Origin of the sequence: Nonomuraea sp. NPDC049129, from assembly GCF_040648495.1 — a bacterium.
In the GTDB taxonomy this organism is placed as follows: Bacteria; Actinomycetota; Actinomycetes; order Streptosporangiales; family Streptosporangiaceae; genus Nonomuraea.
The window spans coordinates 257,600-282,736 of sequence record NZ_JBEZDU010000015.1 but is presented as its reverse complement, the minus strand read 5'-3'; the positions used below and the strand labels follow the sequence as shown (position 1 = coordinate 282,736).

General features: G+C 72.7%; 23 protein-coding genes and 2 riboswitches. Of the genes, 11 read left to right on the top strand and 12 right to left on the bottom strand.

The features are described from left to right. Positions 1-347: 347 nt before the first annotated feature. From AB0B64_RS38720 to AB0B64_RS38710, 3 genes are read left to right on the top strand one after another with little or no spacing between them, the layout of a single operon-like run. Positions 348-800, top strand: a complete 453-nt coding sequence (locus AB0B64_RS38720) for a (2Fe-2S)-binding protein (RefSeq protein ID WP_263655841.1) — start codon at positions 348-350, stop codon at positions 798-800. Next, positions 800-1,780 (top strand): xanthine dehydrogenase family protein subunit M, encoded by a 981-nt coding sequence (locus tag AB0B64_RS38715; RefSeq protein WP_358184032.1) that lies wholly within the window; start codon positions 800-802, stop codon positions 1,778-1,780. Before AB0B64_RS38720 ends, AB0B64_RS38715 begins: the two co-directional genes overlap by 1 nt. Further along, the gene (locus AB0B64_RS38710) at positions 1,777-3,960 is read left to right on the top strand and encodes a xanthine dehydrogenase family protein molybdopterin-binding subunit (RefSeq protein WP_358184029.1); all 2,184 of its coding nucleotides are present in this window, start codon (positions 1,777-1,779) and stop codon (positions 3,958-3,960) included. Before AB0B64_RS38715 ends, AB0B64_RS38710 begins: the two co-directional genes overlap by 4 nt. A gap of 1 nt (position 3,961) precedes the next feature. Here AB0B64_RS38710 and cobF read toward each other — a convergent pair whose 3' ends face one another. After that, positions 3,962-4,720 (bottom strand): precorrin-6A synthase (deacetylating), encoded by a 759-nt coding sequence (gene cobF, locus AB0B64_RS38705; protein WP_357960403.1) that lies wholly within the window; start codon positions 4,718-4,720, stop codon positions 3,962-3,964. Between the two features lie 63 nt (positions 4,721-4,783). Here cobF and AB0B64_RS38700 point away from each other — a divergent pair, with 63 nt between their 5' ends. The 4 genes from AB0B64_RS38700 to AB0B64_RS38685 all read left to right on the top strand — a co-directional run bounded on the left by AB0B64_RS38700 (position 4,784) and on the right by AB0B64_RS38685 (position 7,938). Then, positions 4,784-5,170: a pyridoxamine 5'-phosphate oxidase family protein gene (locus tag AB0B64_RS38700; RefSeq protein ID WP_357960405.1), complete on the top strand. Its 387-nt coding sequence runs from the start codon at positions 4,784-4,786 to the stop codon at positions 5,168-5,170. Next, a complete protein-coding gene (gene cbiE / locus AB0B64_RS38695; protein ID WP_357960407.1) occupies positions 5,167-6,372 on the top strand; it encodes a precorrin-6y C5,15-methyltransferase (decarboxylating) subunit CbiE in 1,206 nt (401 codons plus the stop codon). Before AB0B64_RS38700 ends, cbiE begins: the two co-directional genes overlap by 4 nt. Further along, complete coding sequence (gene cobM, locus AB0B64_RS38690) at positions 6,369-7,124, top strand: precorrin-4 C(11)-methyltransferase (protein WP_357960409.1); 756 nt, start codon at positions 6,369-6,371, stop codon at positions 7,122-7,124. The genes cbiE and cobM overlap by 4 nt, the downstream gene beginning before the upstream one ends. 73 nt (positions 7,125-7,197) lie before the next feature. Next, positions 7,198-7,938 (top strand): cobalt-precorrin-6A reductase, encoded by a 741-nt coding sequence (locus tag AB0B64_RS38685; RefSeq protein ID WP_358184026.1) that lies wholly within the window; start codon positions 7,198-7,200, stop codon positions 7,936-7,938. Here AB0B64_RS38685 and AB0B64_RS38680 read toward each other — a convergent pair. From AB0B64_RS38680 to cobG, 3 genes are read right to left on the bottom strand one after another with little or no spacing between them, the layout of a single operon-like run. Next, on the bottom strand, positions 7,929-9,410 hold the full coding sequence (locus tag AB0B64_RS38680; protein ID WP_358184023.1) for a precorrin-2 C(20)-methyltransferase: 1,482 nt from the start codon (positions 9,408-9,410) through the stop codon (positions 7,929-7,931). The genes AB0B64_RS38685 and AB0B64_RS38680 overlap by 10 nt on opposite strands. A gap of 5 nt (positions 9,411-9,415) precedes the next feature. Further along, positions 9,416-10,036 (bottom strand): precorrin-8X methylmutase, encoded by a 621-nt coding sequence (locus AB0B64_RS38675; protein WP_357960418.1) that lies wholly within the window; start codon positions 10,034-10,036, stop codon positions 9,416-9,418. A 37-nt stretch (positions 10,037-10,073) separates the two neighbouring features. After that, positions 10,074-11,321, bottom strand: coding sequence for a precorrin-3B synthase (cobG, locus tag AB0B64_RS38670; protein ID WP_358184020.1), 1,248 nt, complete (start codon positions 11,319-11,321; stop codon positions 10,074-10,076). Positions 11,322-11,349: 28 nt separating this feature from the next. Then, a riboswitch (cobalamin riboswitch) is annotated at positions 11,350-11,538 on the top strand. A gap of 34 nt (positions 11,539-11,572) precedes the next feature. Between cobG and cobN the strand changes: the two genes are divergently transcribed. Then, the gene (gene cobN / locus AB0B64_RS38665; protein WP_358184017.1) at positions 11,573-15,160 is read left to right on the top strand and encodes a cobaltochelatase subunit CobN; all 3,588 of its coding nucleotides are present in this window, start codon (positions 11,573-11,575) and stop codon (positions 15,158-15,160) included. Here the strand turns inward: cobN and AB0B64_RS38660 are convergent. The 8 genes from AB0B64_RS38660 to AB0B64_RS38625 form a co-directional block, all read right to left on the bottom strand. Continuing rightward, positions 15,115-16,494, bottom strand: a complete 1,380-nt coding sequence (locus AB0B64_RS38660) for a cobyrinate a,c-diamide synthase (RefSeq protein ID WP_358184062.1) — start codon at positions 16,492-16,494, stop codon at positions 15,115-15,117. The genes cobN and AB0B64_RS38660 overlap by 46 nt on opposite strands. Positions 16,495-16,502: 8 nt before the next feature. Next, positions 16,503-17,105 carry a cob(I)yrinic acid a,c-diamide adenosyltransferase gene (gene cobO, locus AB0B64_RS38655; protein WP_357960427.1) on the bottom strand — a complete coding sequence of 201 codons (603 nt, stop codon included), beginning with the start codon at positions 17,103-17,105 and terminating at the stop codon, positions 16,503-16,505. Positions 17,106-17,107: 2 nt separating this feature from the next. Beyond that, entirely contained in the window at positions 17,108-19,288 is a 2,181-nt protein-coding gene (locus AB0B64_RS38650; protein ID WP_358184014.1) for a VWA domain-containing protein, read from the bottom strand. A 19-nt stretch (positions 19,289-19,307) separates the two neighbouring features. Next, positions 19,308-19,925, bottom strand: coding sequence for a histidine phosphatase family protein (locus tag AB0B64_RS38645; RefSeq protein ID WP_358184011.1), 618 nt, complete (start codon positions 19,923-19,925; stop codon positions 19,308-19,310). A 6-nt stretch (positions 19,926-19,931) separates the two neighbouring features. Further along, on the bottom strand, positions 19,932-20,672 hold the full coding sequence (locus tag AB0B64_RS38640; RefSeq protein ID WP_358184008.1) for a CbtA family protein: 741 nt from the start codon (positions 20,670-20,672) through the stop codon (positions 19,932-19,934). A gap of 8 nt (positions 20,673-20,680) precedes the next feature. Further along, entirely contained in the window at positions 20,681-20,869 is a 189-nt protein-coding gene (locus tag AB0B64_RS38635; protein ID WP_357960438.1) for a CbtB-domain containing protein, read from the bottom strand. A gap of 34 nt (positions 20,870-20,903) precedes the next feature. After that, a riboswitch (cobalamin riboswitch) is annotated at positions 20,904-21,033 on the bottom strand. Then, entirely contained in the window at positions 21,011-22,561 is a 1,551-nt protein-coding gene (locus AB0B64_RS38630) for a M28 family peptidase (RefSeq protein WP_358184006.1), read from the bottom strand. Its footprint overlaps the riboswitch before it by 23 nt. Before the next feature lie 240 nt (positions 22,562-22,801). Beyond that, positions 22,802-23,758 carry a hypothetical protein gene (locus AB0B64_RS38625; RefSeq protein WP_358184003.1) on the bottom strand — a complete coding sequence of 319 codons (957 nt, stop codon included), beginning with the start codon at positions 23,756-23,758 and terminating at the stop codon, positions 22,802-22,804. A 170-nt stretch (positions 23,759-23,928) separates the two neighbouring features. Here AB0B64_RS38625 and crcB point away from each other — a divergent pair, with 170 nt between their 5' ends. From crcB to AB0B64_RS38610, 3 genes are read left to right on the top strand one after another with little or no spacing between them, the layout of a single operon-like run. Next, positions 23,929-24,408: a fluoride efflux transporter CrcB gene (crcB, locus tag AB0B64_RS38620; protein WP_357960447.1), complete on the top strand. Its 480-nt coding sequence runs from the start codon at positions 23,929-23,931 to the stop codon at positions 24,406-24,408. After that, positions 24,405-24,758: a DUF190 domain-containing protein gene (locus AB0B64_RS38615; RefSeq protein WP_357960450.1), complete on the top strand. Its 354-nt coding sequence runs from the start codon at positions 24,405-24,407 to the stop codon at positions 24,756-24,758. Before crcB ends, AB0B64_RS38615 begins: the two co-directional genes overlap by 4 nt. Before the next feature lie 11 nt (positions 24,759-24,769). Next, positions 24,770-25,132, top strand: a complete 363-nt coding sequence (locus tag AB0B64_RS38610) for a CrcB family protein (protein WP_357960631.1) — start codon at positions 24,770-24,772, stop codon at positions 25,130-25,132. Positions 25,133-25,137: the final 5 nt, after the last annotated feature.

Here is a 25,137-nt window from a genome sequence, read left to right as displayed (position 1 = left end):
GGGGAGCGGCCCAGAGAGACGGCTGGCGTCGCCGCCTCTTGCCGCTGGCCGCCGGGCGCGGATAAGGCTACGGCCGCGGCGCCGGAATCCTTGAATCGCGTGGCGCGGCCATGCCTCCGGCGCGCGGATGAGTGTGAACGCCGGTCCTTCGCCCAACCGAGAGGGTGCCTATGTCTTCCGAACTTCCTGACTCATATGTTCCGGGGCCCGCCTCGACGGTGTCTCGGCGTACGTTCATCGCCACGACCACCGCGGCGGTCGTTGTCGCGGGCGACCTGGTGAGCGCGGAGACGGCGGTCGCGGAGGCGGCGGGCGCCGCCGAGGGGCCGCTCAGCGGGCGCGTCTCGCTGACCGTCAACGGCGAGCGGCACGCCGCGATGATCGACAATCGGACCTCGCTGCTGGACCTGCTGCGCGAGCGGTTCGGGCTGACGGGCACCAAGAAGGGCTGCGACGCCGGGGCCTGCGGAGCGTGCACGGTTCTGGTCGGCGGTCGCCGGGTCAACGCGTGCCTGACGCTGGCGGTACGGCTGGAGGGCGCGGAGGTCACCACCATCGAGGGGCTCGCCCCGGGAGAGGGTGACGAGCTGCATCCGTTGCAGGAGGCGTTCGTCGAGCAGGACGCCTTCCAGTGCGGCTACTGCACCCCGGGTCAGATCATGTCCGGGATCGGCTGCATCCGGGAGGGTCACGCCGGGTCGCCGGCGGAGATCCGGGAGTGGATGAGCGGCAACATCTGCCGCTGCGGCTGTTACGTGAAGATCGTCAGAGCGGTTGAGCAAGCGGCGCGGAGGACCTGATGCATCCCTTCTCCTACACCAAGGTCTCCGACCTCGAGGGAGCCCTTGCCGCCGGGCGGCGGGGCGGGCGCTACATCGCCGGCGGCACCACCCTGGTCGACCTGATGCGCGAGAGCGTCGAGCGCCCCGGCGCGCTGGTCGACATCAGTGCCCTGCCCCTGGGGGAGGTCACCGCCACCGCGGGCGGGGGCCTGCGCATCGGCGCGCTGGTCTCGATGGCCGAGGCCGCCGCCGATCCCAAGGTGCGGGCCACCTTCCCGGTCGTGTCGCAGGCGCTGGAGCTGAGCGCGTCGGCCCAGCTGCGCAACATGGCCACCATCGGCGGCAACATCATGCAGCGCACCCGGTGTACGTACTTCCGTGACGTGACAGCGCCCTGCAACAAGCGCGAGCCCGGCTCGGGATGCGCGGCGCTGGAGGGGTTCAACCGCGCTCACGCGATCATGGGCGGCTCCGACCAGTGCGTGGCCACCCACCCTTCCGACGTCGCCGTGGCGTTCGCGGCGCTGGAGGCGAGTGTGCGCCTGCGGGGCCCGGACGGGGAGCGCGGCGTCGCCTTCGCCGACTTCCTGCTGCGGCCGGGCGGCACCCCGGACCGGGAACAGGGCCTGCGGCCCGGCGAGCTGATCACCGCCGTGGAGCTTCCTGCCCTGCCGCGTCCGCTCAGGTCCGGCTACCTCAAGGTGCGTGACCGGCAGTCGTACGAGTTCGCGCTGACCTCGGCGGCGGTCGCGCTGCACGTCAAGGGCGGGGTGATCCGGGAGGCGAAGGTCGCAGCCGGAGGCGTGGGCACCGTGCCGTGGAAGCTGCCCGCCGTCGAACGCCGCCTCATCGGCGAGCGGCCGTCGCCGGCGCTGTGGACTGAGGCGGCCGAGCACGCGGCGGATGGAGCCCGCCCGCTCGCGCACAACCGCTTCAAGGTCGAACTGCTGAAACGTACCGTCGAACGGCAACTGCGCGTCGTGGGAGGAAGCGAATGAGCCGGCGAGCCGTGGGGGCGCCGCTGTCCCGGGTGGATGGGCGGCTGAAAGTGACCGGGCGGGCGACGTACGCCGCCGAGCATGACGTTGATGGCGTGGTGTACGCCGTCATCGTCGACAGCGGCGTCGGGCGAGGCCGCATCACCGGCCTCGACGCGCGCGCCGCCCTCGGTCAGTCCGGTGTCCTGAAGGTGATCAGCCACCTCAACGCGCCCAAGCTCGCTTACCGTCCCAACGCGGGATCGAACAACCCGGAGGGCGGTGAGCGGCTGCACGTCTTCCAGGACGATCGGGTGCGCTTCTTCGGTCAGCCGGTCGCCGTCGTGGTGGCCACCACGCTCGAGGCCGCGCAGCACGCGGCCCGCCTGGTCGAGGTCCGCTACGCCGCCGAGAAACCGTCGACCGGCCTGGCCGGTGACCGGACGAACAAGCCCGTGACCTACGCGCGGGGTGACGCGGAGCAGGCCCTGCGCTCGGCGGAGGTACGGATGGAGATGACGTACCGTACCGCCCGCAACCATCACAACGCGATGGAGCCGCACGCCACCATCGCCCGCTGGAACGGCCATCGGCTCACGGTGTGGGACAAGACCCAGTGGGTGAACGGCACCCAGGAAGAGCTCGCCGCCGTGTTCGGCATGCCGAAGGAGTCGGTGCGGGTCATCTCGCCGTTCGTCGGCGGCGCGTTCGGCAGCGGCCTGCGGGCCTGGCCGCACGTCACCATCGCGGCCCTGGCCGCCCGCGAGACCGGCCGCCCGGTCAAACTCGTCCTGGCCCGCAGGCAGCAGTACTTCGGGACGGGCTACCGGCCCGCCTATGAGTACAAGGTGCGGCTGGGCGGCGACCGGCGGGGGCGCCTGCTCGCCATGACGCACGACATCAGGGCCGAGACCTCCACGTACGAGGATTGCCAGGAGGGCGTCCTGACGACGGGGCAGATGCTTTACAGCATGCCCAACGTCTCGCAGACGTATGAGAGGGTGCCGCTGGATGTGAACACTCCGCTGTACATGCGCGGCCCCGGTCACTCGACCACCTCCTACATCGTCGAGTCGGCGATGGACGAACTCGCCCACGAGCTCGGCCTCGACCCGATCGAGCTACGCCGGCGCAACGAACCCGACGACGATCCCGCGACGGGGCGGCCGTTCTCCACCCGGCGGCTGCGCGAGTGCTACACCGTCGGCGCCCGCGAATTCGGCTGGGACCGGCGTGACCCCAAGCCGCGCTCCACCCGCGACGGCGACTGGCTGATCGGCATGGGCATGGCCGCCGGCGTCTATGACACCCAGCGCGGCGCGGCCCAGGCGCGGGCCAGGCTCGATGCCCGGGGGAGCGCCCTGGTCGAAGCCGCGTCCAGCGACATGGGACCGGGCACGTACACCTCCATGACCCAGGTCGCCGCCGACGCCCTCGGGTTGAGCGTGAGCGCCGTGACCTTCCGGCTCGGCGACTCCATCATGCCGCCGACCCCGCCCCACGGCGGTTCCATGACCATGGCCAGTGTCGGCTCCGCCGTCCAGGACGCCTGCGACAAGCTGCGCCGTCAGGCCGTCGAGCTGGCCGTCGCGGATGAGCGGTCGCCGCTGCACGGCGTCGACGCGGGCGACGTCGTGGCCGGTGACGGCCGGCTGCACGTGAAGGGCGATTCCGCGCGCGGGGAGACGTACCAGCAGCTCCTTGCCCGTAACAACCGCACCCACCTCGAAACGCTCGGCTCCTTCACCCCAGGAGAGAGTCGTTTCTCGATGTATGCCTATAACGCCACGTTCGCCGAGGTCGCCGTCGACCACCGTCTCGGCCTGGTCCGCATCCGGCGGATGCTCGGCGTCTACGACGCGGGACGCATCATCAGCCCCAAACTCGCCGACAGCCAGGCGATCGGCGGGATGGTCGGCGGTATCGGCGCCGCCCTGCTGGAGCACACGGTCACCGATCCTCGCGACGGCCGGATCGTCAACGCCAACCTCGCCGACTACCTCGTCCCCGTCAACGCCGACGTGCCCTCCCTGCGCGCGATCTACCTCGACGGTGACGACCGCGAGGCCGACCCCATCGGCGTCAAGGGCCTCGGCGAGGTCGTGTACACCGGCGTGGCGCCCGCCATCGCCAACGCCGTCTTCCACGCCACCGGCCGCCGCGTCCGCGAACTGCCCATCACCGCCGATGCGCTGCTTTGACTCAACTGTCCGTACGAGGAAGGCGGCGCAGCAGGTAGGTGTCCATGATCCAGCCCTTGCGGGCCCTGGCCTCGGCGCGAAGCTCGCGGATCCGGTCGCCGACCTCGGCCACCGGGCCGGACACCAGGATCTCGTCGGGGCTGCCCAGATAGGCGCCCCAGTGGATGTGGAAGTCGTCGAGGCCGGCGAAGGAGCAGTGGGCGTCCAGCATGACCACGACATCGTCGGCGGACGGGCCGTCCTCGGCCAGGCGGCGGCCAGTGGTCAGGTGCACGGGGCGGCCGACCTGGGTGAGGCTGGTGCGGTGGCGGGCGGTGAGCGCGGCCACGCTGCTGACCCCTGGGATCACCTCGTAGTCGAACGTGACGTTTCCGCGTTGGAGGATCTCCTCGACGATGGTCAGCGTGCTGTCGTACACGCCCGGATCGCCCCACACCAGGAACGCCCCCGTCTGGCCCTCCTTCAGCTCCTCACGGATCAGCGCCTCGCAGGCCAGCGCGCGGCGGGAGCGCCAGTCCTCGACGGCGGCGGTGTAGGCGGGGGTGGTGCGGTCGCGCTCGGGGTCGCGGGCCTCGGCGATCCGGTACGGCGGGCGGCCGTGCTGGTCGATCAGGTCCAGCCGGAGACGTACGAGATCCTGTTTGACCTCGCCCTTGTCGACGATGAAGAACACGTCCGTGGCGGAGATGGCCTTGGCCGCCTGCAGAGTGAGATGGTCGGGATCTCCGGCGCCGATGCCGATGATGAGTAGCCGCTTCACCCGCACGAGTCTGCCAGAGAGCTGGATATACGATATGCCTCCGCAATTCCCTCGAGGAGGCTCGTGAATCTGGTCGAGCAGGGCGCCGCTTTCGCCGCGTTCTGGCAGGAACGGCACCTGTGCACGCTCTCAACGGCGCGTTCCGGCGGGCCGCCGCACGCGGTGCCGGTCGGCGCGACGCTGGATCTGGAGACCGGCGTCGCCCGGGTGATCACCTCCGGTTCCTCGTACAAAGCCCGGCTCATCGGAGCGGACGGCGCGCTGGTCGCGCTCAGCCAGGTGGACGGCCGGCGGTGGTCGACGCTGGAGGGGCGGGCCGTGGTGCGTACCGAACCGGAGCAGGTGGCCGACGCCGAGCGCCGTTACACCGCCCGCTACAAGCCGCCCCGGCCCAATCCGGCGCGGGTGGTGGTGGAGATCCAGGTGACGCGCGTGCTGGGCAACGTGTGATCACCGTCGTCGGCATCGGCGCGGACGGCTGGGACGGCCTGCCGGCGGAGTCGCGACGCGTACTGGAGGCGGCGGAGGTGCTCATGGGCGCCTCCCGCCAACTCGGCCTCGTGCCCCGGTCCGGTGCTGAGCGGGTGGCCTGGCCCTCGCCGCTGCTGCCCGCGCTGCCCGAGCTCATGGAGCGGTACGCCGATCGCCAGGTGTGCGTGCTGGCCAGCGGCGATCCGATGTTCTACGGCATCGGCTCCACCCTGGTGCGGCTGCTCGGCGCGGCCCGGGTCAGGGTGCTGCCGCATCTGTCGTCGCTGTCGCTGGCGTGCGCTCGGCTGGGCTGGCCGGTCGAGCAGGTGGACGTGGTCAGCCTGGTGGGCCGCCCGCTGGCCGCGCTGAACGCCGCGATCCTTCCCGGGCGCCGGGTCCTGGTGCTGGGCGCCGGTCGGGACGCCCCGGCTCTGGTGGCGGGGCTGCTGACCGGGCTCGGGTACGGTCCGAGCCCGATGACGGTCTTGTCGGACCTGGGCGCGGCGTCGGAGTCCGTCCGGACGGGAACGGCCGAGAAATGGGCGGGAGCGACATCGGTGTTGCAGGTGATCGCGGTCGAGTGCGTCGCCGGACCCGGCGCCGAGCCGTTCGCTCGCGTGCCCGGACTGCCGGACACGGCCTTCGAGCATGACGGGCAGCTCACCAAGCGCGAGGTCCGGGCCGTCAGCCTGTCACGGCTGGCGCCGCTGCCCGGCGAACTGCTGTGGGACGTGGGCGCGGGCGCGGGCAGCATCGCCGTCGAATGGCTGCGCGCCCACCCGTCGAACGCCGCCGTGGCGGTCGAGAGCAGGGCCGATCGCGTCGCTGCCATCCGCCGCAACGCCGACCGGCTCGGGGTTCCCGCCCTGCGCGTCGTGGAGGGGCGAGCGCCGGTGGCGCTGGAGGGCCTGCCCGCGCCGGACGCGGTGTTCGTCGGCGGCGGCGCCACCGCGCCCGGAATGCTGGAGACCTGCTGGGCGGCGCTGCGGCCCGGCGGCAGGCTCGTGGTGAACGCCGTGACCTTGGAGTCGGAGTCCCTCGTCGCCGGATGGTACGCCCGGCTGGGCGGCGATCTGGTGCGCCTGTCCGTGCAGCGGGCCGCGCCCGTCGGCGGGTTCACCGGCTGGCGGGCCGCGATGCCGGTGACCGTGTGGTCGATCGTCAGGGAGGACGTTTCGTGACCGTCTACTTCATCGGGGCGGGCCCCGGTGCCGCGGATCTGATCACGGTGCGGGGGTTGCGGCGGTTGGAATCGTCGCCGGTCTGCCTGTACGCGGGCTCGCTCGTACCCCGCGAACTGCTGGAGTCCTGCCCGGCAGACGCCAGGCTGGTGGACACCGCGAACCTGACGCTCGACGAGATCGTCGCGGAGCTGGCCGCCGCCCACGCCAAGGGCATGGACGTGGCGCGGCTGCACTCGGGGGACCCGTCGGTGTTCAGCGCGGTGGCCGAGCAGATGCGCAGGCTGGACGCGCTCGGCGTGCCGTACGAGGTGGTGCCGGGCGTTCCGGCGTTCGCGGCGGCGGCGGCCGCGCTGGGCAGGGAGCTGACCGTGCCCGGTGTCGGCCAGACGGTCATCCTGACCCGTACGTCGGCGCGGGCCACGCCGATGCCCGACGGCGAGGACCTGACCACGCTGGGCGCCAGCCGTGCCACGATGGTGCTGCACCTGGCCGTACAGCGGATCGACGCGGTGGTGGCGGAGCTGCTGCCCTCCTACGGGGCCGACTGCCCGGTCGCGGTGGTGGCGCGGGCGAGCCGGGCCGATGAGGTCGTTCTGCGCGGCACGTTGAGGGACATCGCCGAGCAGGTCCACGAGGCCGGGATCCGCCGCACCGCGGTGATCGTCGTCGGCCGGGCGCTGTCGGCGACACAGTTTCCCGACAGCCACCTGTACAGCGCGGAGCGGGAACGATCATGCGACGGGACCTGATCGCGCTGCCCCTGCGGCAGGGCAGGCGGTGCCGCAGGGGCAGCGGCACAGCGCAGGCGCGCAGGATGGCGGCATGAGACGGGTTCTGATCCTGGGCGGCACGGCGGAGGCGCGGGCGTTGGCCGCCGAGCTGGCCGACGTCCCGAGCGTGCACGTGGTGTCGTCGCTGGCCGGGCGGGTGACGAACCCGAGGCTGCCGGTCGGCGATGTGCGCGCGGGCGGATTCGGCGGGCCGGACGGGCTGGCCACGTGGCTGGCCGCCGAGCGGATCGACGCCATGGTGGACGCCACCCACCCGTTCGCGGCGCGGATGACGGCTTCGGCGGCCGAGGTGTCGGCGCGCACGGGCGTGCCGCTCCTCGTCCTGCGCCGACCGGGCTGGCCGCAGGGACCAGCCGACACCTGGCAGCGCGTCGACTCCCTGCAGGCCGCCGCCACCCGCCTCGCCGAGTCGGCCGGGCCGGTGCGGGTGTTTCTCACTACCGGGCGCCGGAGTCTGCCCGTCTTCACCGGGCTGGCCGGGGTGTGGCTGCTGGCCAGGTCCGTCGATCCGCCCGAACCGCCGGTCCCGCCCCACGTACACGTACTGCTCGACCGTGGGCCCTACACGGTCGAGGGCGAGCTGGCCCTCATCCGCGAGCACCGTCTGGACGTGCTGGTCACCAAGGACAGCGGCGGCCGGCTCACGGCCGCCAAGCTCGTCGCGGCCCGCGAGCTGGGGCTACCGGTGATCATGGTGGACCGGCCGCCGCTGCCGACGGGTGTCCGCCTGGTGGAGACCGTGAACGCGGCGGCGCTCTGGGCTCAGGGGTAGCGGCGGGGGGTGTAGACGACGCCGCGAGCGGTGACCCGGGTCGTGGAGGAGCCGACGATCAGCAGGCAGCGCATGTCCACCTGGGCCGGGTCGAGCTCGCCGAGCGTGGTGACGGTGACGCTCTCCTGTGCGCCGCCGACGTCGCGGCCGATCACCACCGGAGTGGCCGCGTCGCGATGCTCCAGCAGCAGGTCACGCGCGGCGGCGAGCTGCCACGTACGGCTGCGCGAGGCCGGGTTGTACAGCGCCAGCACCAGGTCGGCCTTGGCGGCCGCGGTCAGCCGGTCGGCCACCACCTCCCACGGTTTGAGCAGGTCCGACAGCGACAGTACGCAGTAGTCGTGGCCGAGCGGCGCCCCCGCCCTGCTGGCCACCGCCTGCGCGGCCGTCAGGCCGGGCACGATCCGTACCGGCACGTCGGGGAACCCGGCCGCCGCCTCCTCCAGCACCGCGCTGGCCATGGCGAACACCCCGGGATCGCCGGAGGACACCACGGCCACCCGCGCGCCCGCCGCGGCCAGCTCCAGCGCGTGCCTGGCGCGTTCGGCCTCGACCCGGTTGTCGGTTCGGTGGCGGCGCTGGCGCGGGTTGGGCGCCACCCGGTCCACGTACGGGCCGTAGCCGACCAGGTCGGTGGCCGCGGCGAGGGCCTCCTGCGCCTCCGGCGTGAGCCACGGCCGCCCGGCCGGGCCGAGACCGATGACGGTCACCTCGCCGCGCCCCTCGGTCGATGAGGGCTCGGGGACGAAGGTGCGCTCGGCCGGGCTGGCGAGCAGGGCCAGCGAGAAGTACGGAACGCCGTCGGCGTCCACGTCCTTGAGCGGCGCGACGCGTTCGGCGCCCATGGTGGCGCGCTCGACGTACCAGGCGTCGTCCAGCCGCCCGGCCTCGGCCAGGGCGTCGCGGACCTTCTCGAACGTCCTGCCCAGCTTCAGCACCGCCGCCGAGTCGGTGCCGCGCAGCCGCTCGGCCAGCACCTCGGCGGGCAGCGTGCCGGGCAGTACGGTCAGCACCTCGTCCCGCTCCACCAGCGGCCGCCCCAGTACGGCGGAGGCGGCGCTGACCGAGGTCACGCCCGGCACCACCTCGGTCGGATAGCGGTGGGCCAGCCGCTTGTGCATGTGCATGTAGGAGCCGTAGAACAGCGGGTCGCCCTCGCTCAGCACGACCACGGTCCGGCCCGCGTCCAGGTGGGCGGCCAGCCGTTCGGCGCAGTCGGCGTAGAAGTCGTCCAGCGCGCCCTGGTAGCCGCTGGGGTGGTCGGTGGTCTCCGTGGTCAGCGGGTACAGCAGCAACTCCTCGATCTGCCCCTCCCGCAGGTACGGCAGCGCGATCGAGCGGGCGATGCTGCGGCCGTGCCTGGCGGCGTGGTACGCGATCACGTCCGCCTCGCCGATCAGCCGGGCCGTCTTGACCGTGACCAGCTCAGGGTCTCCCGGGCCCAGTCCGACCCCGTACATCCGTCCCGTCATCGCCGTCACTCCGTCTCGTTCGCGATGGCGTTGACCGCCGCCGCCGTCATCGCACTGCCGCCGCGGCGCCCGTGCACCACCAGGTATTCCAGGTCGCTGTCCGCCAGGGCCCGCTTGGACTCGGCCGCGCCGATGAAGCCGACCGGCACGCCGAGCACCGCCGCCGGCCTGCCGGCCCCGTCGGCGACCAGTTCGAGCAGCCGGAACAGGGCGGTCGGGGCGTTGCCGATCGCCACCACGGCGCCGTCCAGCCGGTCGCGCCACAGCTCCAGGGCGGCGGCGCTGCGTGTGGTGCCGAGGCGTTCGGCCAGCTCCGGCACGCCTGGCTCGCCCAGAGTGCACACCACGTCGTTGCCGGCGGGCAGCCTGCGCCTGGTGACGCCGGAGGCGACCATCTGCGCGTCGCACAGCACGGGCGCGCCGCGCCGCAGCGCCGCGCGGGCCCGGACGACCACCGAAGGCGACCAGTCCAGGTCGGCGACGAGGTCGGTCATGCCACACGCGTGGATCATCCGCACCGCCACCTGGGCCACATCCGGGGGCATCCCGGTGAGGTCGGCCTCGGCACGGATGGTCGCGAATGAGCGCCGGTAGATCTCGGCGCCGTCGCGCAGGTAGTCGGTCACTGCTGCCTTTCCTCGTATCGGTCGAAGCTGACCGCCATCAAAGCGGTCGTTCCTCGTAGCCGTCGGCGGTGGCCACCATTTGGACCACCCGGCCGCGGGGCAGCCCGCAGCGCCGCTCGCAACCCGCCCAATGCACCGGCGTCGCAGCGGGCGCGTCCAGGGTCGCCACCCACCGCCGTACGTCCTCCTGCACGTCCGCCAGCGACTTGGCGCAGCCGGGACGTCCGGTGCAGGCGCTCACCCCGACCCAGGGCGACGCCGGATCGGTCACCAGCCCTGCCGCGGACAGCTGCCGCACCGCCCGCTCGGCCGCGGCGGGGGACAGGTCCAGCAGGACGACCGTCCGCCACGGCGTCAGCCGTACGGGAACCGCCCCGCCGTCGTCGGCGGTGTCGGCGATAGCGCGTACCTGAGCGGCGGACAGCCGCCCGAGCGGCACCACGGCCTCCAGCGCCACGCGGCCGTCCCGCTGATCGACAGGTCCGGGACGATGGGCCGAGCGGGGAGAGGATGCGTCCAGAGCGGTCGTCGCACGCTCGCCCGCAACGCCGAGGTGGGCGGCGATTCGGGCGGGACCGTCCGCTAACTCCGCGATCCGCCACGCGCCCCGGTCACGATCGGAAAGCCCGCGCTCCCGTTCGTCGAGGAACGCCTCGGCGGCGGCGATCATCTGCCCGACCGCCGCGTCACGAGGCACGACAAGCCCGGTGTCCACGCCCGCCAGCAGCAGTGACACCCAGGCGTCACCGCCCGCCACCGCGCCGTCGGGCAGTGCCGCCCAGGCGTCACCATTCACTGCCGCAGGCACGAGAGTGACATCGGCGGCCAGCTGCCGCATGTCACCCGTGCCGTCGTCCAGCGCGAACAGGAAGCGCCCTGGCAGCCCGGCCAGCCGGGTCCGCGCGCACAGCGCCAGGTCCAGGGCCTCGACCAGGGGTTGCGTGTCCACCAAACCCGCAGGACCGCGGCCGCCGAGCGGCGAGGCGACGATGTTGCGTACCCGTTCGTGCGCGGCCGAGGGCAGCAGCCCGACGCCGGCGATCCGTTCGGCGAAGACGGCCGGCGCGCGCAGGCCCCGCACCTGTACGTTCGCCCGCGACGTGAGCTCGACCACCCCGGAGCCCAGCTCCGCCGCGCAGGCCGCCAGCTCGCGGAGCTGGACGCCGGAGACCGCGCCGCCGGGCAGGCGGACCCGGGCCAGCGGGCCGTCGGCGGCCTCGTGCACCTGGAGCGCTCCCGGACAGGCGTCGGGCCGGACCCGTCCGGAAAAGTCGGCTATGGACACGATGAGGATGGTAACGCCACTTCTGGTGGAGGTTGCTCCTGCCGTAGGCTCCTGGGTAGGCGATGGCAAAGGGAGGAAGCCGGTGCGAATCCGGCGCGGTCCCGCCACTGTGACCGGGGAGCGAACCCCACCGCAGGCCACTGCCCGGCAACGGGTGGGAAGGCCGGGGTGAGCGCTGATCCGGGAGCCAGGAGACTCCTGCCGTCGCGACACCCACGACCGGGGCGAGGACCCCGAGGGAGGATCGTGCCGTGCCTGGCGACAGCCATACCGTCCTGCTGCTCTCCACCTCCGACACCGACCTGCTGAGCGCGCGTGCCTGTGGCGCCGCCTACCGTCTGGGCAACCCCGCCCGGCTCGACCCCGACGATCTGCCCGGCCTGCTGGAGGGGGCCGACCTGGTCGTCGTACGGCTGCTCGGCGGTCGCCGCGCCTGGCAGGAGGGGCTCGACGCGCTGCTGGCCGGGCCCCGTCCGGTCGTGGTGCTGGGCGGCGAGCAGGCGCCGGACGCCGAGCTGATGGAGCTGTCCACGGTGAGCGGCGGCGTCTGCGCCGACGCGCACGCGTACCTGGCGCACGGCGGGCCCGCCAACCTGACCGAGCTGCACGCCTTCCTGTCCGACACCGTCCTGCTGACCGGGCGCGGGTTCGCGCAGCCGGCGCCCACGCCGTCCTGGGGGCGGCTGGAGCGCGAGGCACGGTCACACGAGGGGCCCGTGATCGGGGTGCTCTACTACCGGGCGCACCACATGGCGGGCAACACGGCCTTCGTCGAGACGCTCTGCGCCGCCGTCGAGGAGGCGGGCGGGCAGGCGCTGCCGGTGTTCTGCTCCTCGTTGCGCACCGCCGAACCCGAGCTGCTGGAGACCCTGCGGGCCGCCGACGCGCTGGTGGTGACCGTGCTGGCGGCGGGCGGCTCGCGTCCCGCGACGGCGGGCGCGGGCGGGGACGACGAGGCGTGGGACGTGGGCGCGCTGGCCGCGCTCGACGTGCCGATCCTGCAAGGTCTGTGCCTGACCACGTCCAGGCAGGCGTGGGAGGACAACGACGACGGCCTGTCGCCGCTGGACGCCGCCTCGCAGGTGGCCATCCCCGAGTTCGACGGGCGGATCATCACGGTGCCGTTCTCCTTCAAGGAGATCGATCCGGACGGGCTGACCGTCTATGTCGCCGACCCGGAGCGGGCCGCGCGGGTGGCGGGCATCGCCGTACGCCACGGGCTGCTGCGCCACACCCCGCCCGGCGGGCGGCGGCTGGTGGTGATGCTGTCGGCGTACCCGACCAAGCACTCGCGCGTCGGCAACGCCGTCGGGCTGGACACCCCCGCCAGCACCGTACGGCTGCTGGCCCGGCTCGCCGAAGCGGGCTACGACCTGGGCGAGGGCTTCCCCGGCGTGGCCGAGCAGGACGGCGACGCGCTCATCCACGCGCTCATCGCCGCGGGCGGCCAGGACCAGGACTGGCTGACCGAGGAGCACCTGGCGGGCAACCCGGTACGCATCTCCGCCGCCTCCTACGAACGCTGGTACCGCACACTCCCCGCCGGCCTGCGCACCGGGATCGAGCGGCACTGGGGACCCCCGCCCGGCGAGCTCTTCGTCCATGACGGCGACATCGTCCTGGCGGCGCTGCGCGCCGGGAACGTCGTGGTCATGGTCCAGCCGCCACGCGGCTTCGGCGACAACCCGATCGCCATCTACCACGACCCCGACCTGCCGCCCAGCCACCACTACCTGGCCGCCTACCGCTGGCTGTCGGCCGAGTTCGGCGCGCACGCGATGGTGCACGTGGGAAAGCACGGCAACCTGGAATGGCTGCCGGGCAAGTCGGCCGGCATGTCCGCCTCGTGCGGCACCGACGCGGCCATCGGCGACCTGCCGCTGATCTACCCGTTCCTGGTCAACGATCCGGGCGAGGGCACCCAGGCCAAGCGGCGGGCGCACGCGGTGCTGGTGGACCACATGGTGCCGCCGATGGCGCGGGCGGAGACGTACGGCGACATCGCCCGGCTGGAACAGCTCCTGGACGAGCACGCCACCATCGCCGCCATGGACCCGGCCAAGCTCCCGGCGATCCGCGCCCAGATCTGGACACTGATCCAGGCCGCCCGACTCGACCACGACCTCGGGCTGGCCGATCGGCCGCACGACACCGAGTTCGACGACTTCATCCTGCACGTGGACGGCTGGCTCTGCGAGGTGAAGGACGCGCAGATCCGCGACGGCCTCCACGTGCTCGGCCAGGCGCCGGCCGGGCAGGTCAGGGTGGACCTGGTGCTGGCCATGCTGCGCGCCAGGCAGATGTGGTCGGGCCGCGAGACCCTGCCCGGCTTACGTGAGGCGCTCGGCCTGGCCGAGGACGGCACGGCGGGGCTGGCCGAGGCGGACCGGGCCGAGGCGACCGCTCGTGCCCTGGTCGAGGCGATGGAGGAGCGAGGCTGGGCACCGGAGGCGGCCGAGGAGGTCGCTCGCACGCTGCCCGCCGATCGGCGCGAGCTCGTCACGCGGGTGCTCGCGTTCGCCGCCACGGAGGTCATCCCGCGCCTGGCCCGGACGACCGACGAGCTCGACCACGTCCTGCACGCCCTGGACGGCGGCTACGTGCCCGCCGGGCCGAGCGGATCGCCGCTGCGCGGCCTGATCAACGTGCTGCCGACCGGCCGCAACTTCTACTCCGTCGATCCCCGGGCGGTGCCCAGCCGCCTGGCCTGGGAGACCGGCCAGGCGATGGCCGAATCACTGCTGGAGCGCTACCGCGCCGACACCGGCGACTGGCCCCGCTCGGTGGGACTGTCCGTCTGGGGCACCAGCGCCATGCGTACGGCCGGCGACGACGTGGCCGAGGTGCTGGCCCTGCTCGGCATCCGCCCCGTATGGGATGAGGCGTCCCGCCGGGTCACGGACCTGGAGCCGATCCCGCTCGCCGAGCTGGGCCGGCCGCGCGTCGACGTGACCGTCCGCATCAGCGGCTTCTTCCGCGACGCGTTCCCGCACGTGGTGGCCATGCTGGACGACGCCGTACGGCTGGCCGCCGGGCTGGACGAGCCGCCCGAGCACAACTACGTACGCGCCCACGTGACCGCGACCGGCGGCGAGGAACGCCACGCCACGATGCGCATCTTCGGCTCCGCGCCGGGCGCCTACGGGGCCGGCCTGCTGCCGCTGATCGACAGCCGCAACTGGCGCGACGACGCCGACCTGGCCGAGGTGTACGCGGTCTGGGGCGGCTACGCCTACGGCCGCGACCTCGACGGCGTGGCCGCGCGCCCGCAGATGGAGGACGCCTACCGCAGGATCGCCGTGGCCGCCAAGAACGTCGACACGCGCGAGCACGACATCGCCGACTCCGACGACTACTTCCAGTACCACGGCGGCATGATCGCCACCGTCCGCGCGCTCACCGGCCGGGCCCCGGCCGCGTACGTGGGCGACAGCACCCGCCCCGACGCCGTACGCACCCGCACCCTGTCGGAGGAGACCTCACGGATCTTCCGCGCCAGGGTGGTCAACCCGCGCTGGCTGGCGGCGATGCGGCGGCACGGCTACAAGGGCGCCTTCGAGCTGGCCGCGACCGTGGACTACCTGTTCGGCTACGACGCCACGACGGGCGTGGTGGCGGACTGGATGTACGACAAGCTCGCCGAGACGTACGTGCTGGACCGGGAGAACCAGGAGTTCATGGCCCGGTCCAACCCGTGGGCGCTGCACGGGATCGCCGAACGGCTCCTGGAGGCCGCCGAACGTCGCATGTGGGAGCACCCGGACCCGGAGATCCTGCGCGGTCTGCAGGAGGTCTATCTCAAGACCGAAGGGGACCTGGAGGACGACACGAGCCGGTGAGCGAGGGCCGGCGATCCGGCCCAGTGAAGGTGCAGGTAGGACGCGGTGACCAGCGGGTCGCCGTGTCCGTCCGTGCCGCCTCCCCGGTTCCGGAACAGCGGCTCGCCCCCGTGCTCGACCGTGGTCCGGTGGAACTCGTGCCCGTGGAAGCGCTCGCCCGCCCTCGTCAGGGGTGAATCCTTCAGAGCCACGGCGTCCCGGTAGCCGAGCGTGAGCCTGCCGGTCATCCGCGCCCGGCCCGGCACCCGCCCGCACATGCGCCGCCCGTCCAGCTCCTCGCACAGGTAGAGCAGCCCCGCGCACTCGGCGGCGATCGGGCCGCCGAAGGAGGCCACCTGCTCACGCAGCGGCTCGTTGGCGGCCAGCTCGGCGGCGTACACCTCGGGGAAGCCGCCGCCGAGCACCACCGCGGCGGTGCCGTCCGGCAGCTTGTCGTCGCGCAACGGGTCGAAGGTCGCCACGTCCGCGCCGGCCGCACGCAGCAGCTCGACGTGCTCGGCGTACCCGAACGTGAACGCCGCCCCGCCCGCCACCGCCACGACGACACCCTCTCCGACGCGCGCTCTCTCCTCGACGCCGGCGCTCTCCTTCGTCGGGTCCCATACCGGGCCAGTGAGGGCAGACGCCGTCGCGGGGTCCCATGCCGTGGCGGTGAGCGGGGGCGCCGTCGTCGCCAGCCGCATCAGCCCGTCCAGGTCGCAGGAGCGCGCCACCAGGGCGCCGAGCCGTTCCACGGCCTGTACGGCCTCGGCTTCACGTTCGGCGGCGGGCACCAGACCCAGATGGCGGGAGGGCGTGGAGACGGCGTCGTCACGGCGGATCGCGCCGAGCACCGGCATGCCCGCCGCGTTCAGCGCGGCCCGGCACAGCTCCTCGTGCCGGTCCGAGGCCACCCGGTTGAGTACCACCCCGCCCACCCGTACGCGCGGGTCGAACGTGGCGAACCCGTGCACCACGGCCGCCACCGACCGGCTCTGCCGGGCCGCGTCCACGACCAGCACCACCGGCGCGTCCAGCAGCCGGGCGACGTGCGCGGTGGAGGCGAAGTCGCCGTCGCCCTTGCCGTCGAACAGCCCCATCACGCCCTCGACCACCGCAACGTCGCACCCGGCCGCACCGTGCAGGAACAGCGGCGCCACCCGCTCCTCGCCCACCAGCCACGGATCCAGGTTGCGCCCGGGACGCCCGGCGGCCAGCGCGTGATAGCCCGGATCGATGTAGTCGGGGCCCACCTTGTGCGGCGAGACCGCCAGCCCGCGCGCCCGCAGCGCCGCCATCAGCCCGGTGGCCACGGTCGTCTTGCCGCTGCCCGAGGCAGGCGCGGCGATCACCAGCCGCGGCACTACCACTCGATGCCTTTCTGACCCTTCTGCCCGGCGTCCATGGGATGACGTACCTTGCCCATCTCCGTCACCAGATCGGCGAGTTCGACCAGCCGCTCGGGCGCGTCCCTGCCGGTGATCACCAGGTGCTGGTTGCCCGGCCGCCCGGCGAGCGTCTCCAGCACGTCGTCCAGATCGAGCCACCCCCACTTCAGCGGGTAGGTGAACTCGTCCAGCACGTAGAACCGGTACGTCTCGGCCGCCAGGTCGCGTTTGATCTGCGCCCAGCCCTCACGGGCGTCGGCCGCGTGATCCTCCTCGGTGCCGGGACGCTGGATCCACGACCAGCCCTCGCCCATCTTGTGCCAGGTCACCGAGCCCCCCTCGGCCGTGTCGCCGAGCACCTTGAGCGCCCGTTCCTCACCGATGCGCCACTTGGCCGACTTCACGAACTGGAACACCCCGATCGGCCACCCCTGGTTCCAGGCGCGCAACGCCATCCCGAACGCGGCCGTCGACTTCCCCTTGCCCGGCCCGGTGTGCACGATCAGCAGCGGCCGCGTCCGGCGCTGCCGGGTCGTGAGACCGTCGTCGGGGACGGTGGCGGGCTTCCCTTGCGGCATGATCAGACCGCCTTCCGGTGATCGCGTACGACCGAACTCAGGTCGGAGAGCGCGTCGAGCGGGACGAGGCGCGCCCGCAGCCGTGCCGCCAGCCGGACCGCCAGGCCCAGCCGCACCGGGCCGCTCTCGCAGTCCACCACCACGCTCGCCGTGCCGTCCAGCAGGGTGGCGGCCCGTTCCACATCGCCGCCCGCCGTCACCCGCCCGTCGGTCACCAGCACCAGCAGCGGCCGCCGTGCGGGGTCGCGCAGCCGCTCCACGCGCAGCACCTCCGCCGCCCGCACGAGCCCGGCCGCCAACGGGGTACGGCCGCCGGTCGGCAGCGAGCGCAGCCGGGCCGCGCCCGCCTCAACCGACGAGGTCGGCGGCAGCGCCAGCACGGCGCCCGCGCCACGGAAGGTGACCAGGCCGACCTTGTCGCGCCGCTGGTAGGCGTCAAGCAGCAGACTGAGCACCGCCGTCTTGACGGCGCTCATCCGCCGGCGAGCCGCCATCGAGCCACTGGCGTCCACCACGAACAGCACGAGGTTGCCCTCCCTGCCCTCACGCACCACCTCGCGCAGGTCGTCCTGGCGCAGCACCAGCCCGGGACCGGTACGCCCGCGCCTCACCTGGTGCGGCGCCGCCGCCAGCACCGTCGCCAGCATGTGGAGATCGCGGACCCGTCCGCCGGGGCGGCGCGAGGCGGTGGCCCGGCCGCGTGTGGTGCGTGAGCGCGAGCGCCGCCCCGCCACGCCCTCGCCGATCCCTGGCACCTGAAGCAACGGCACCCGGTACGGCGCCGCCAGCCCGGCCACTCGGCCCGGCGGCTCCTGCCCATAGATGCTCCCGGCGTCCGGCGACTGCCCGGCATCGGCCAGCTGCTTCGCCGATCCCTTGCCATCCGGCATCCAGCCGTAATTCGGCATCCAGCCGTCGTTCGGTACGCGGCCGTCATTCGGTAGGCGGCCATCATCCGGGACGCGGCTGTCATTCATCATCCGGCCGTCGGAGGGACCGGTCGGCTGATCGCGCATCGGCGTTTCGCCGTCACCCGCCGGTGGCGCGGCGCTCGCCGGGCCGCCGTCCTCCCCAGGCCCGGAATGGTCAGCAGGCCCGGAGGCGTCAGGAGGCCCACAGGCGCCAGGATTCCCGCCATCGGGACCCTCCGGACCGTCCGGATCGTCGTCCTCCGACGTGCTTTCCAGCAGCTCGTCGAGCAGCGACTCGTCCAGCCCCGGAGCGTCGAAGGGGTCGCGCCGCCGCCGATGCGGCAGCGACAGGCGGGCCGCCGCCCGTACATCCTCGGTCGTCACCCTCTCGCGCCCATGCCAGGCGGCATGGGCGATGGCGGCGTTGGCCGTGACCAGGTCGGCCCGCAATCCGTCGACCTCGAACGCCGCGCACACCGTCGCGATCTGCCGCAGGCGCGCGTCGGGCAGCCGCACGCCGGACACCCGGCCGCGAGCCCGGGCGATCCTGGCCGCCAGCGCCGATTCCTCGGCCGCCCACCGGGCCGCGAACTTCTCGGCGTCCGCGTCGAAGGCCAGCCGGCGTCGTACCACCTCGGCGCGTTCCACCGGATCCCTGGACGCCTTCACCTCCACCGTCAGCCCGAACCGGTCCAGCAACTGCGGCCGCAGCTCACCCTCCTCCGGATTCATGGTCCCGACCAGCAGGAACCGGGCCGGATGCCGGACCGACACCGACTCCCGCTCCACGTAACAGGTCCCCAGGGCCGCCGCGTCCAGCAGGAGGTCGACCAGGTGGTCGTGCAGCAGGTTCACCTCGTCCACGTACAGGACGCCGCGATGCGCGGCCGCCAGCAGGCCCGGCTCGAACGCCTTCACCCCCTCCGTCAGCGCCCGCTCGACGTCGAGCGAGCCGGCCAGGCGGTCCTCCGACGCGCCGACCGGCAGCTCCACCAACGCGGCCGGACGGCGAAGCCCTTGGGCGTCCGGCTCGTGCGGGCCGTCCGGGCACTCGGCGTCGGACGTGGCCGGATCGCAGGCGAACCGGCAGCCGGGCACCACGTTCACCGGGGGAAGCTGGGCGGCCAGCGCGCGCACGATGGTGGACTTGGCGGTGCCCTTCTCACCTCGTACCAGCACACCGCCCACCCGGGGCGAGACGGCGTTGAGCACCAGCGCCAGCTTCAGGTCGTCGAGCCCGACGACGGCGCTGAACGGATACGAGACGATCAAGACAGGACCTTCCGTACGTTCAAGACAGGATCTTCCGGTTGACGTGGGCGACCCGCCAGCCGCCTCGCGTGACGGTCAGTTCGGTGACGGACAGCGGCGCGAGATCGAAACGGGCGGCGCGCAGGGGGTCCAGCCCCAGCGCATGGCCGAGGGCCGCCCGGATGGCGCCCGCGTCGCAGACGGCGACCGCCTCGGGCTCCGCGCGTACCGAGTCGAGCCAGCCGGCCACCCGCGCCGCCAGCACGGCCAGGCTCTCCCCGCCGTGCGGCGCCGCGTCCGGATCCGCCAGCCAGCTCGCCAGCGCGTCCGGCTCCTCCCGCGCGACCCGCCCGTACGGCAGGCCGCGCCACCGGCCGTGATCCGCCTCGGCGAGCGCGGCGACCACGCACGCTTCCCGGCCGAGCGCGGCGGCGGTCTGCCGCGCCGCGACACTGGGAGCGACCCACGCCACCGAGCCGCCCGCCACCGAGCCGGTCAGCGCCGAGCCGGTCGCCGCCGAGCCGACCGCCATCGAGTCGGCCACCACCGAAGCCAAGCCGTGTGCTCTGGCCAGGCTCGCCGTGTCGGCGTCCTCATCGGCCAGGGGAAAGCAGGCGGTCCGCATCCCCGGCGTGCTGGCGTGCCGGACGAACAGCACGCCGGCTCAGCCCGGCGAGACGGCAGTCGCGGGTACGGCCGCCGCCCGCCGCGCCGCCCTGTCGCTCACCCACCCGAACAGCACACCGAAGGCCGTCCAGAAGACGAGCTGCGTCCCCAGCGACACGAGCCTGAACTGCCACAGCAACGTGGCAGGAAAGCCCTCGGGCACCTCGTCCACGGTCGGCAGCAGCAGCCACGCGGCGACCACCGGGACCAGGTACGCGACCCCTGCCGTGACCCACCGCGCCCATGGCCCGGCGGTCACCCGGCGCGCGGTCGCCACCGCGATCGCGATCGCGGCCAGGCCGACAAGGATCATCACGACATAGAGGGCGGTCCGGCTGTTGATCGTTTCCGGGTCTCCGACAGCCGGCGGATTGGCCGGATATTTCACGAACGGTACGAGGATCACCGCCCCGAACGCCGCCCCGGCGGCGGCGAGCGCCAGCCCGCCCTCCGACCGGGGACCGACCCGGCCCCGCAGACCCGCGTACACCAGGGCGAAGACCCCTCCCACGGCCAGCCCGTACAGGCCGGTGGCTAGGAAGAGCCCGGCCTTCTGGCCTGGCCTGCTGACCAGCTCCGCCTCGCCGTGGTCATGGCCAGGTTCCTGCGCGGCGTGCGCCTGTTCCAGTGCGATGGCACTGTCCACCTGCGGTTCCCCGAAGGCGAAGGCGAAGCCGCCCGCGATCAATCCGGCCAGCAGGCCCAGAAGCAGGCCCCTGACCAGCAGGGTGCGTACCATGCCGAGGTCTAGTGGCAGGGCACGCCGAGCAGGTGACGCCCGTCGTGCATGAGTTCGTGCAGGTACGCACCCGTCTGCGAGATGGCGCCGTTGTCCATCAGCACCAGGTAGGCGACCAGCAGCAGTACCGGTACGGCCAGCAACCACAGCCGCAGACGGGGGAACGGAATGACGGTAGGAGCGGACAGACCACTCATCAGTGCCTCCTCAGGGATGACGCGTCCCAACAAATGAGGTCACGGAGGCCCAAGCGACCTGGCTCCCGGGATCTACGTCCCGGATACAGTGGCGCGTCCGCACCGGCATCTCACCGGATTTCCCTTGGACAACCGTGAAATCTACCGGAACGTATCCTTTCCTCCCGTTCGCGTCAACACATCGAGGAAGGCTGACGTTGGCGGGGTGAAGCGCGCACGGCTGGTCGCGGGTGCCACTCGCGGCGGGATGGAGCGGAGGTTGGAGGCGTATCGGGCAACGGAGTCGGCGATGGCGTCCGTGTCCACGTCCAGCGCCGTGGCGTTGATGTTGGCGATGGTGTCGCACGCCTGGTGGCAGCAGGCGTCGTAGGCGACCCCGGCCGTCCCGCCGAACAGCGCCGCCTCAGCGGCCGTCTTGATCCCCTCGGCGCCGGTGAAGATGCCGCCGGCCGGGATCCCGACCGCGATGAACGGCCCGTAGTCCGAGCGCCCGTCGAAGTCCGTGCCCACCGTGGGCAGGCCGCGGGAGCCGTAGAACGCCGCCAGCTGCTGCTCGATCTCGGCCGAACCGGGCGGACCGGCGGGAGAGCCGACGTTGTCGGAATTGTCGCCGTCGTACAGCTTGTAGGCGTAGTTCGGCGTGGCCACCATGTCGAAGTTCAAGTACACCCGGATGCGGTCCCGCTGCGCCTGCGACAGCGACCCGACGTACTGATCGGAGCCGAGCAGCCCGATCTCCTCGGCCGCCCAGAAGGCGAAGCGGACCTTGTTCCTGACCGGGTAGAGCGCCATCTCCTCGGCGACCTCCAGGATCGCCGCGCTGCCCGAGCCGTTGTCGTTGATGCCGGGCCCCGCCGTCACGCTGTCGAGGTGCGCGCCCACCATGACGACATTGCGCGGGTCGCCGAAGCGGGTCTCGGCGATCACGTTGTCCGTGCTGCCGAGCACGAGGTTGGCGTCGACCTTGAGGTGTACGGTCGCGCCCGGCGTGCTCGCGAGTTCGTTGCCCACGGCGAAGTCGGCGAACACCATGGGGATCCCGCCCCGCCACTCGCCGATGTCCAACGGGAACGCGTCAGTACGACCCGGCTGGCCTTCGTTGAAGATGATGAGCCCGGTCGCACCCGCCGCGGCCGCGTTCTGCACCTTCGTGACGAACGGGCAGGTGCCGCGCTGGACGAGCGCGACACGTCCGGCCACGAACCCGGCGAAGTCCGCCGCTTCGCAGCCACTGGTCGAGGTCGGCGTGGGGGTGGGTGGCAGCGTGAGGTCCACGCCCTGGACCGGCGCGGTCACCTCGCCCGACGGGGAGGGCTGGAAGGTGAAGAAGTCCTCGTTCGGTAGGTACGTCTTCGCGCTCGGCGCGGTGAGCGCCAGCGTCGGCGGGGTGTTCTCGGCCCAGCTCTCGACGAAGTTGATCGGCTGCCGCGTGACCTTGTATCCGGCCTTGCGCAGTTTGTTCGCCACGTAGTCGCGGGAGGCGTCGTAGCCGCTGGTGCCGGTCGCGCGGATGCCGCCGTGGGCGGTGGTGATGTCCTGCAGGGCTCGCAGGTGCTTGGCGACGTTCGTCCCCTTGACCTGCTTGACCAGCAGCTTGGCGAAGACGTCGTCCAGGCCGTCGGCGTTGGCGGGCACGGCCATGGCGATGGTCACGGAGAGCGCGGTGACCAGGATGGTGATGACTCTGCGCATTCGGATTCCCCCTGTGGGACAGGAACGGGAAGGCAGACGATCCCCGAGTCTCGCCGAACGCGAACGTAACCCGGCCCCGTAACCGTTGAAAAGACCCCCAGTTGAAAGACCCCCGGCGCCGCGCTTGGTGCGGAGAGAGGGCGGCCCCGCGTGGTACATGGGACCGCCCCAGGTCAGCGGGCCGGCCGGGATGAGCGGGTCAGCGGACGCGGCTGAACGGGACCGCCCAAGGCCGGCGGGCTAGCGGACGCGGACGAAGACGGGGTTGGAGTAGAACCACAGGTCCTGCCACGGGCTCTCCTTGCCGTCGGCCGCCGGCTCCATCTCGTCGGTGCTGGTGCCGCGTACCCGCAGGTAGCTGTCGGTCTGCACGTCGCTCAGCGTGTGCCGGATGACGTAGTCCCGGCCCTGCCGACGCCAGTCGCCCGGGCCGAAGCGCGCCACGACCTTGGTGGTGGGGTTGGTGTCGGCGTCCAGGTTGGCGCTCACGCCGCTCACCTGCCCGGTGATGAGGTCGACGCGCCGCACCTCCGGGCGGTCGCCGTTGCCGTTCTTGCCCTCCAGCGGCCGGAACCGGATCTCGACCTCGACGTCGGTGCGGTTGCGCCGGTTGACCACCAGCGTCTCGCCCACGGTGGCCTGGCGGCCCTGGTTGCCGGCGGTGACGTCGAGAGCGGTGATCAGGTCCCCGGTGGTGACGAAGATGCGGCCGTTGCGCAGGGCGTCCATGATGTCGCCGTAGTCCTGGCGGGCCATCACGTACGTCTTGCTGTACTCGCCCGGCCAGAAGTCCGAACCGCCGCGGGTCCAGTGCACGTGCGAGTCGGAGGTGGCCGTGATCCACCAGTGCCGCCCCTCGCCCAGCAGCGAGTCCCACAGGCCGCCGACCCGCGCGGTCATCTGGTCGAAGCCGCCGTAGGTGGGGTGGTTGCCGTACCCGCCGCGGGCGCCGCCGTTCAGCGGGCCGGCCTGGTGCCCGGGGGCGCCCTCGAAGCCCACGTACACGTCGGGGGCGGTGTTGTTGCCGTTGCGGAACTCGCGCGGAGTGTCCTGCCCCCACACGCCGAGCCCGGTCGCCGACCGCGCCGCGTGGTGCGCGATCACCAGCGGCTTCTGCCGCATGTCGCGGGCGGCCTTGAGGAACCCCACCATCACCGCGGCCTGACGTCTTGCGGAGGCGCCGGCAGGAGAGGCCACTACCGGGTCCTGTTTCGGCCGATCGGTATAGTCGAGGGGAACCTCCCCGGGGGAGGTCGCGGTGGTGGGGCCCACCGCCTCGCCGCCGATCCGGTGGCGGGTAACCGTGGCACCCAGCCGCCAACGGTCCCTACCAGAGGTTGTTTTGTGCTGCTGGTAGGAGGATCTTCATGTCCCGTCCCGAAACGGAGCGTCCCGTGGACGCCGATGTCGACCTGCGCGTGGCCGCCCAGCGTGCCGAGCTGCGCCGGGCTCCGTGGGCGACGCTGGGGGTGATCGCGCTCGGCGGCGCGGCGGGTGCGCTGGCCCGCTACGGCCTGGGCGTGGCCTTTCCGCGCCAGGCCGGGGCCTTTCCGTGGACGACGCTGGCCGTCAACACCGTCGGGTGTCTGCTGATCGGGGTGCTCATGGTGGCCATCACCGAGGTCTGGTCCGCGCCCGGATGGGTGCGCCCGCTGCTGGGCGTCGGCGTGCTGGGCGGGTTCACCACCTTCTCCACGTACATCCTGGAGACCAGCCAGTTGCTGGCGGGCGACGCGGCTCGCATGGCGCTGGCGTACCTGGCGCTGACCCCCCTGCTGGCCTTGACCGCGGTATGGGCGGGCAGCGCGGCAGCCCGCTGGTGCGTCGGAAAGAGCAGGCGGGCATGAAACTGGCCGGAGCGGCGCTACGGCTGACCATCTACGTCGGCGACACCGACACCTGGCACCACAAGCCGCTTTACCACGAGATCGTCCATCGCGCGCATGCGGCCGGGCTGGCCGGCGCGAGCGTGTTTCGCGGCATGGAGGGCTACGGGGCCTCGAACCACATCCACACCTCGCGCATCCTGTCGCTGTCGGGGGACTTGCCGGTGTCGGTCGTCATCGTCGACGCCGCCGAACGGATCCGGGCCTTCCTGCCGCAGCTGGACGAGCTGATCTCTGAGGGGCTGGTCATCTTGGACGAGGTCGAGGTGATCCGCTATGTCGGCCGCCCCAGCAGCGGGCCGGCCCAGTGAGCGGCGGCCCGCTGACAGTGGCGCTGGTCGTTCTCGGCGGGGCGATCGGCGCGCCGCTGCGTTACCTGGCCGACCGGTTCGTCCAGGCGCGCCACGATTCCCTGTTCCCGTGGGGCACCTTCACCGTCAACCTGGCCGGCTCGGCGCTGCTGGGCTTCCTGGCCGGACTGCCCGCCGACGGCGCGGTGATGGCCTTCGCCGGCGCCGGGTTCTGTGGCGCGCTGACCACCTACTCGACCTTCAGCTATGAGACCCTGCGGCTCGCCCAGGATGGAGCTCGCTTCGTCGCCTGGGCCAATGTGGTGGCCAGCGTGGCCGGCGGCCTGGGCGCGGGCGTGTTCGGCTTCGCGCTGGCCCATGCCGTAACGGGCTGAGCCCG

Bases quoted from the DNA above. Each gene is read 5' to 3' on its own strand.
- AB0B64_RS38715 (WP_358184032.1), top strand. From the start codon at position 800: ATGCATCCCTTCTCCTACACCAAGGTCTCCGACCTCGAGGGAGCCCTT.
- AB0B64_RS38710 (WP_358184029.1), top strand. From the start codon at position 1,777: ATGAGCCGGCGAGCCGTGGGGGCGCCGCTGTCCCGGGTGGATGGGCGG.
- AB0B64_RS38685 (WP_358184026.1), top strand. From the start codon at position 7,198: ATGAGACGGGTTCTGATCCTGGGCGGCACGGCGGAGGCGCGGGCGTTG.
- AB0B64_RS38680 (WP_358184023.1), bottom strand. From the start codon at position 9,410: ATGACGGGACGGATGTACGGGGTCGGACTGGGCCCGGGAGACCCTGAG.
- cobO (WP_357960427.1), bottom strand. From the start codon at position 17,105: ATGCCGCAAGGGAAGCCCGCCACCGTCCCCGACGACGGTCTCACGACC.
- AB0B64_RS38640 (WP_358184008.1), bottom strand. From the start codon at position 20,672: ATGGTACGCACCCTGCTGGTCAGGGGCCTGCTTCTGGGCCTGCTGGCC.
- AB0B64_RS38635 (WP_357960438.1), bottom strand. From the start codon at position 20,869: ATGAGTGGTCTGTCCGCTCCTACCGTCATTCCGTTCCCCCGTCTGCGG.
- AB0B64_RS38630 (WP_358184006.1), bottom strand. From the start codon at position 22,561: ATGCGCAGAGTCATCACCATCCTGGTCACCGCGCTCTCCGTGACCATC.
- crcB (WP_357960447.1), top strand. From the start codon at position 23,929: ATGTCCCGTCCCGAAACGGAGCGTCCCGTGGACGCCGATGTCGACCTG.
- AB0B64_RS38615 (WP_357960450.1), top strand. From the start codon at position 24,405: ATGAAACTGGCCGGAGCGGCGCTACGGCTGACCATCTACGTCGGCGAC.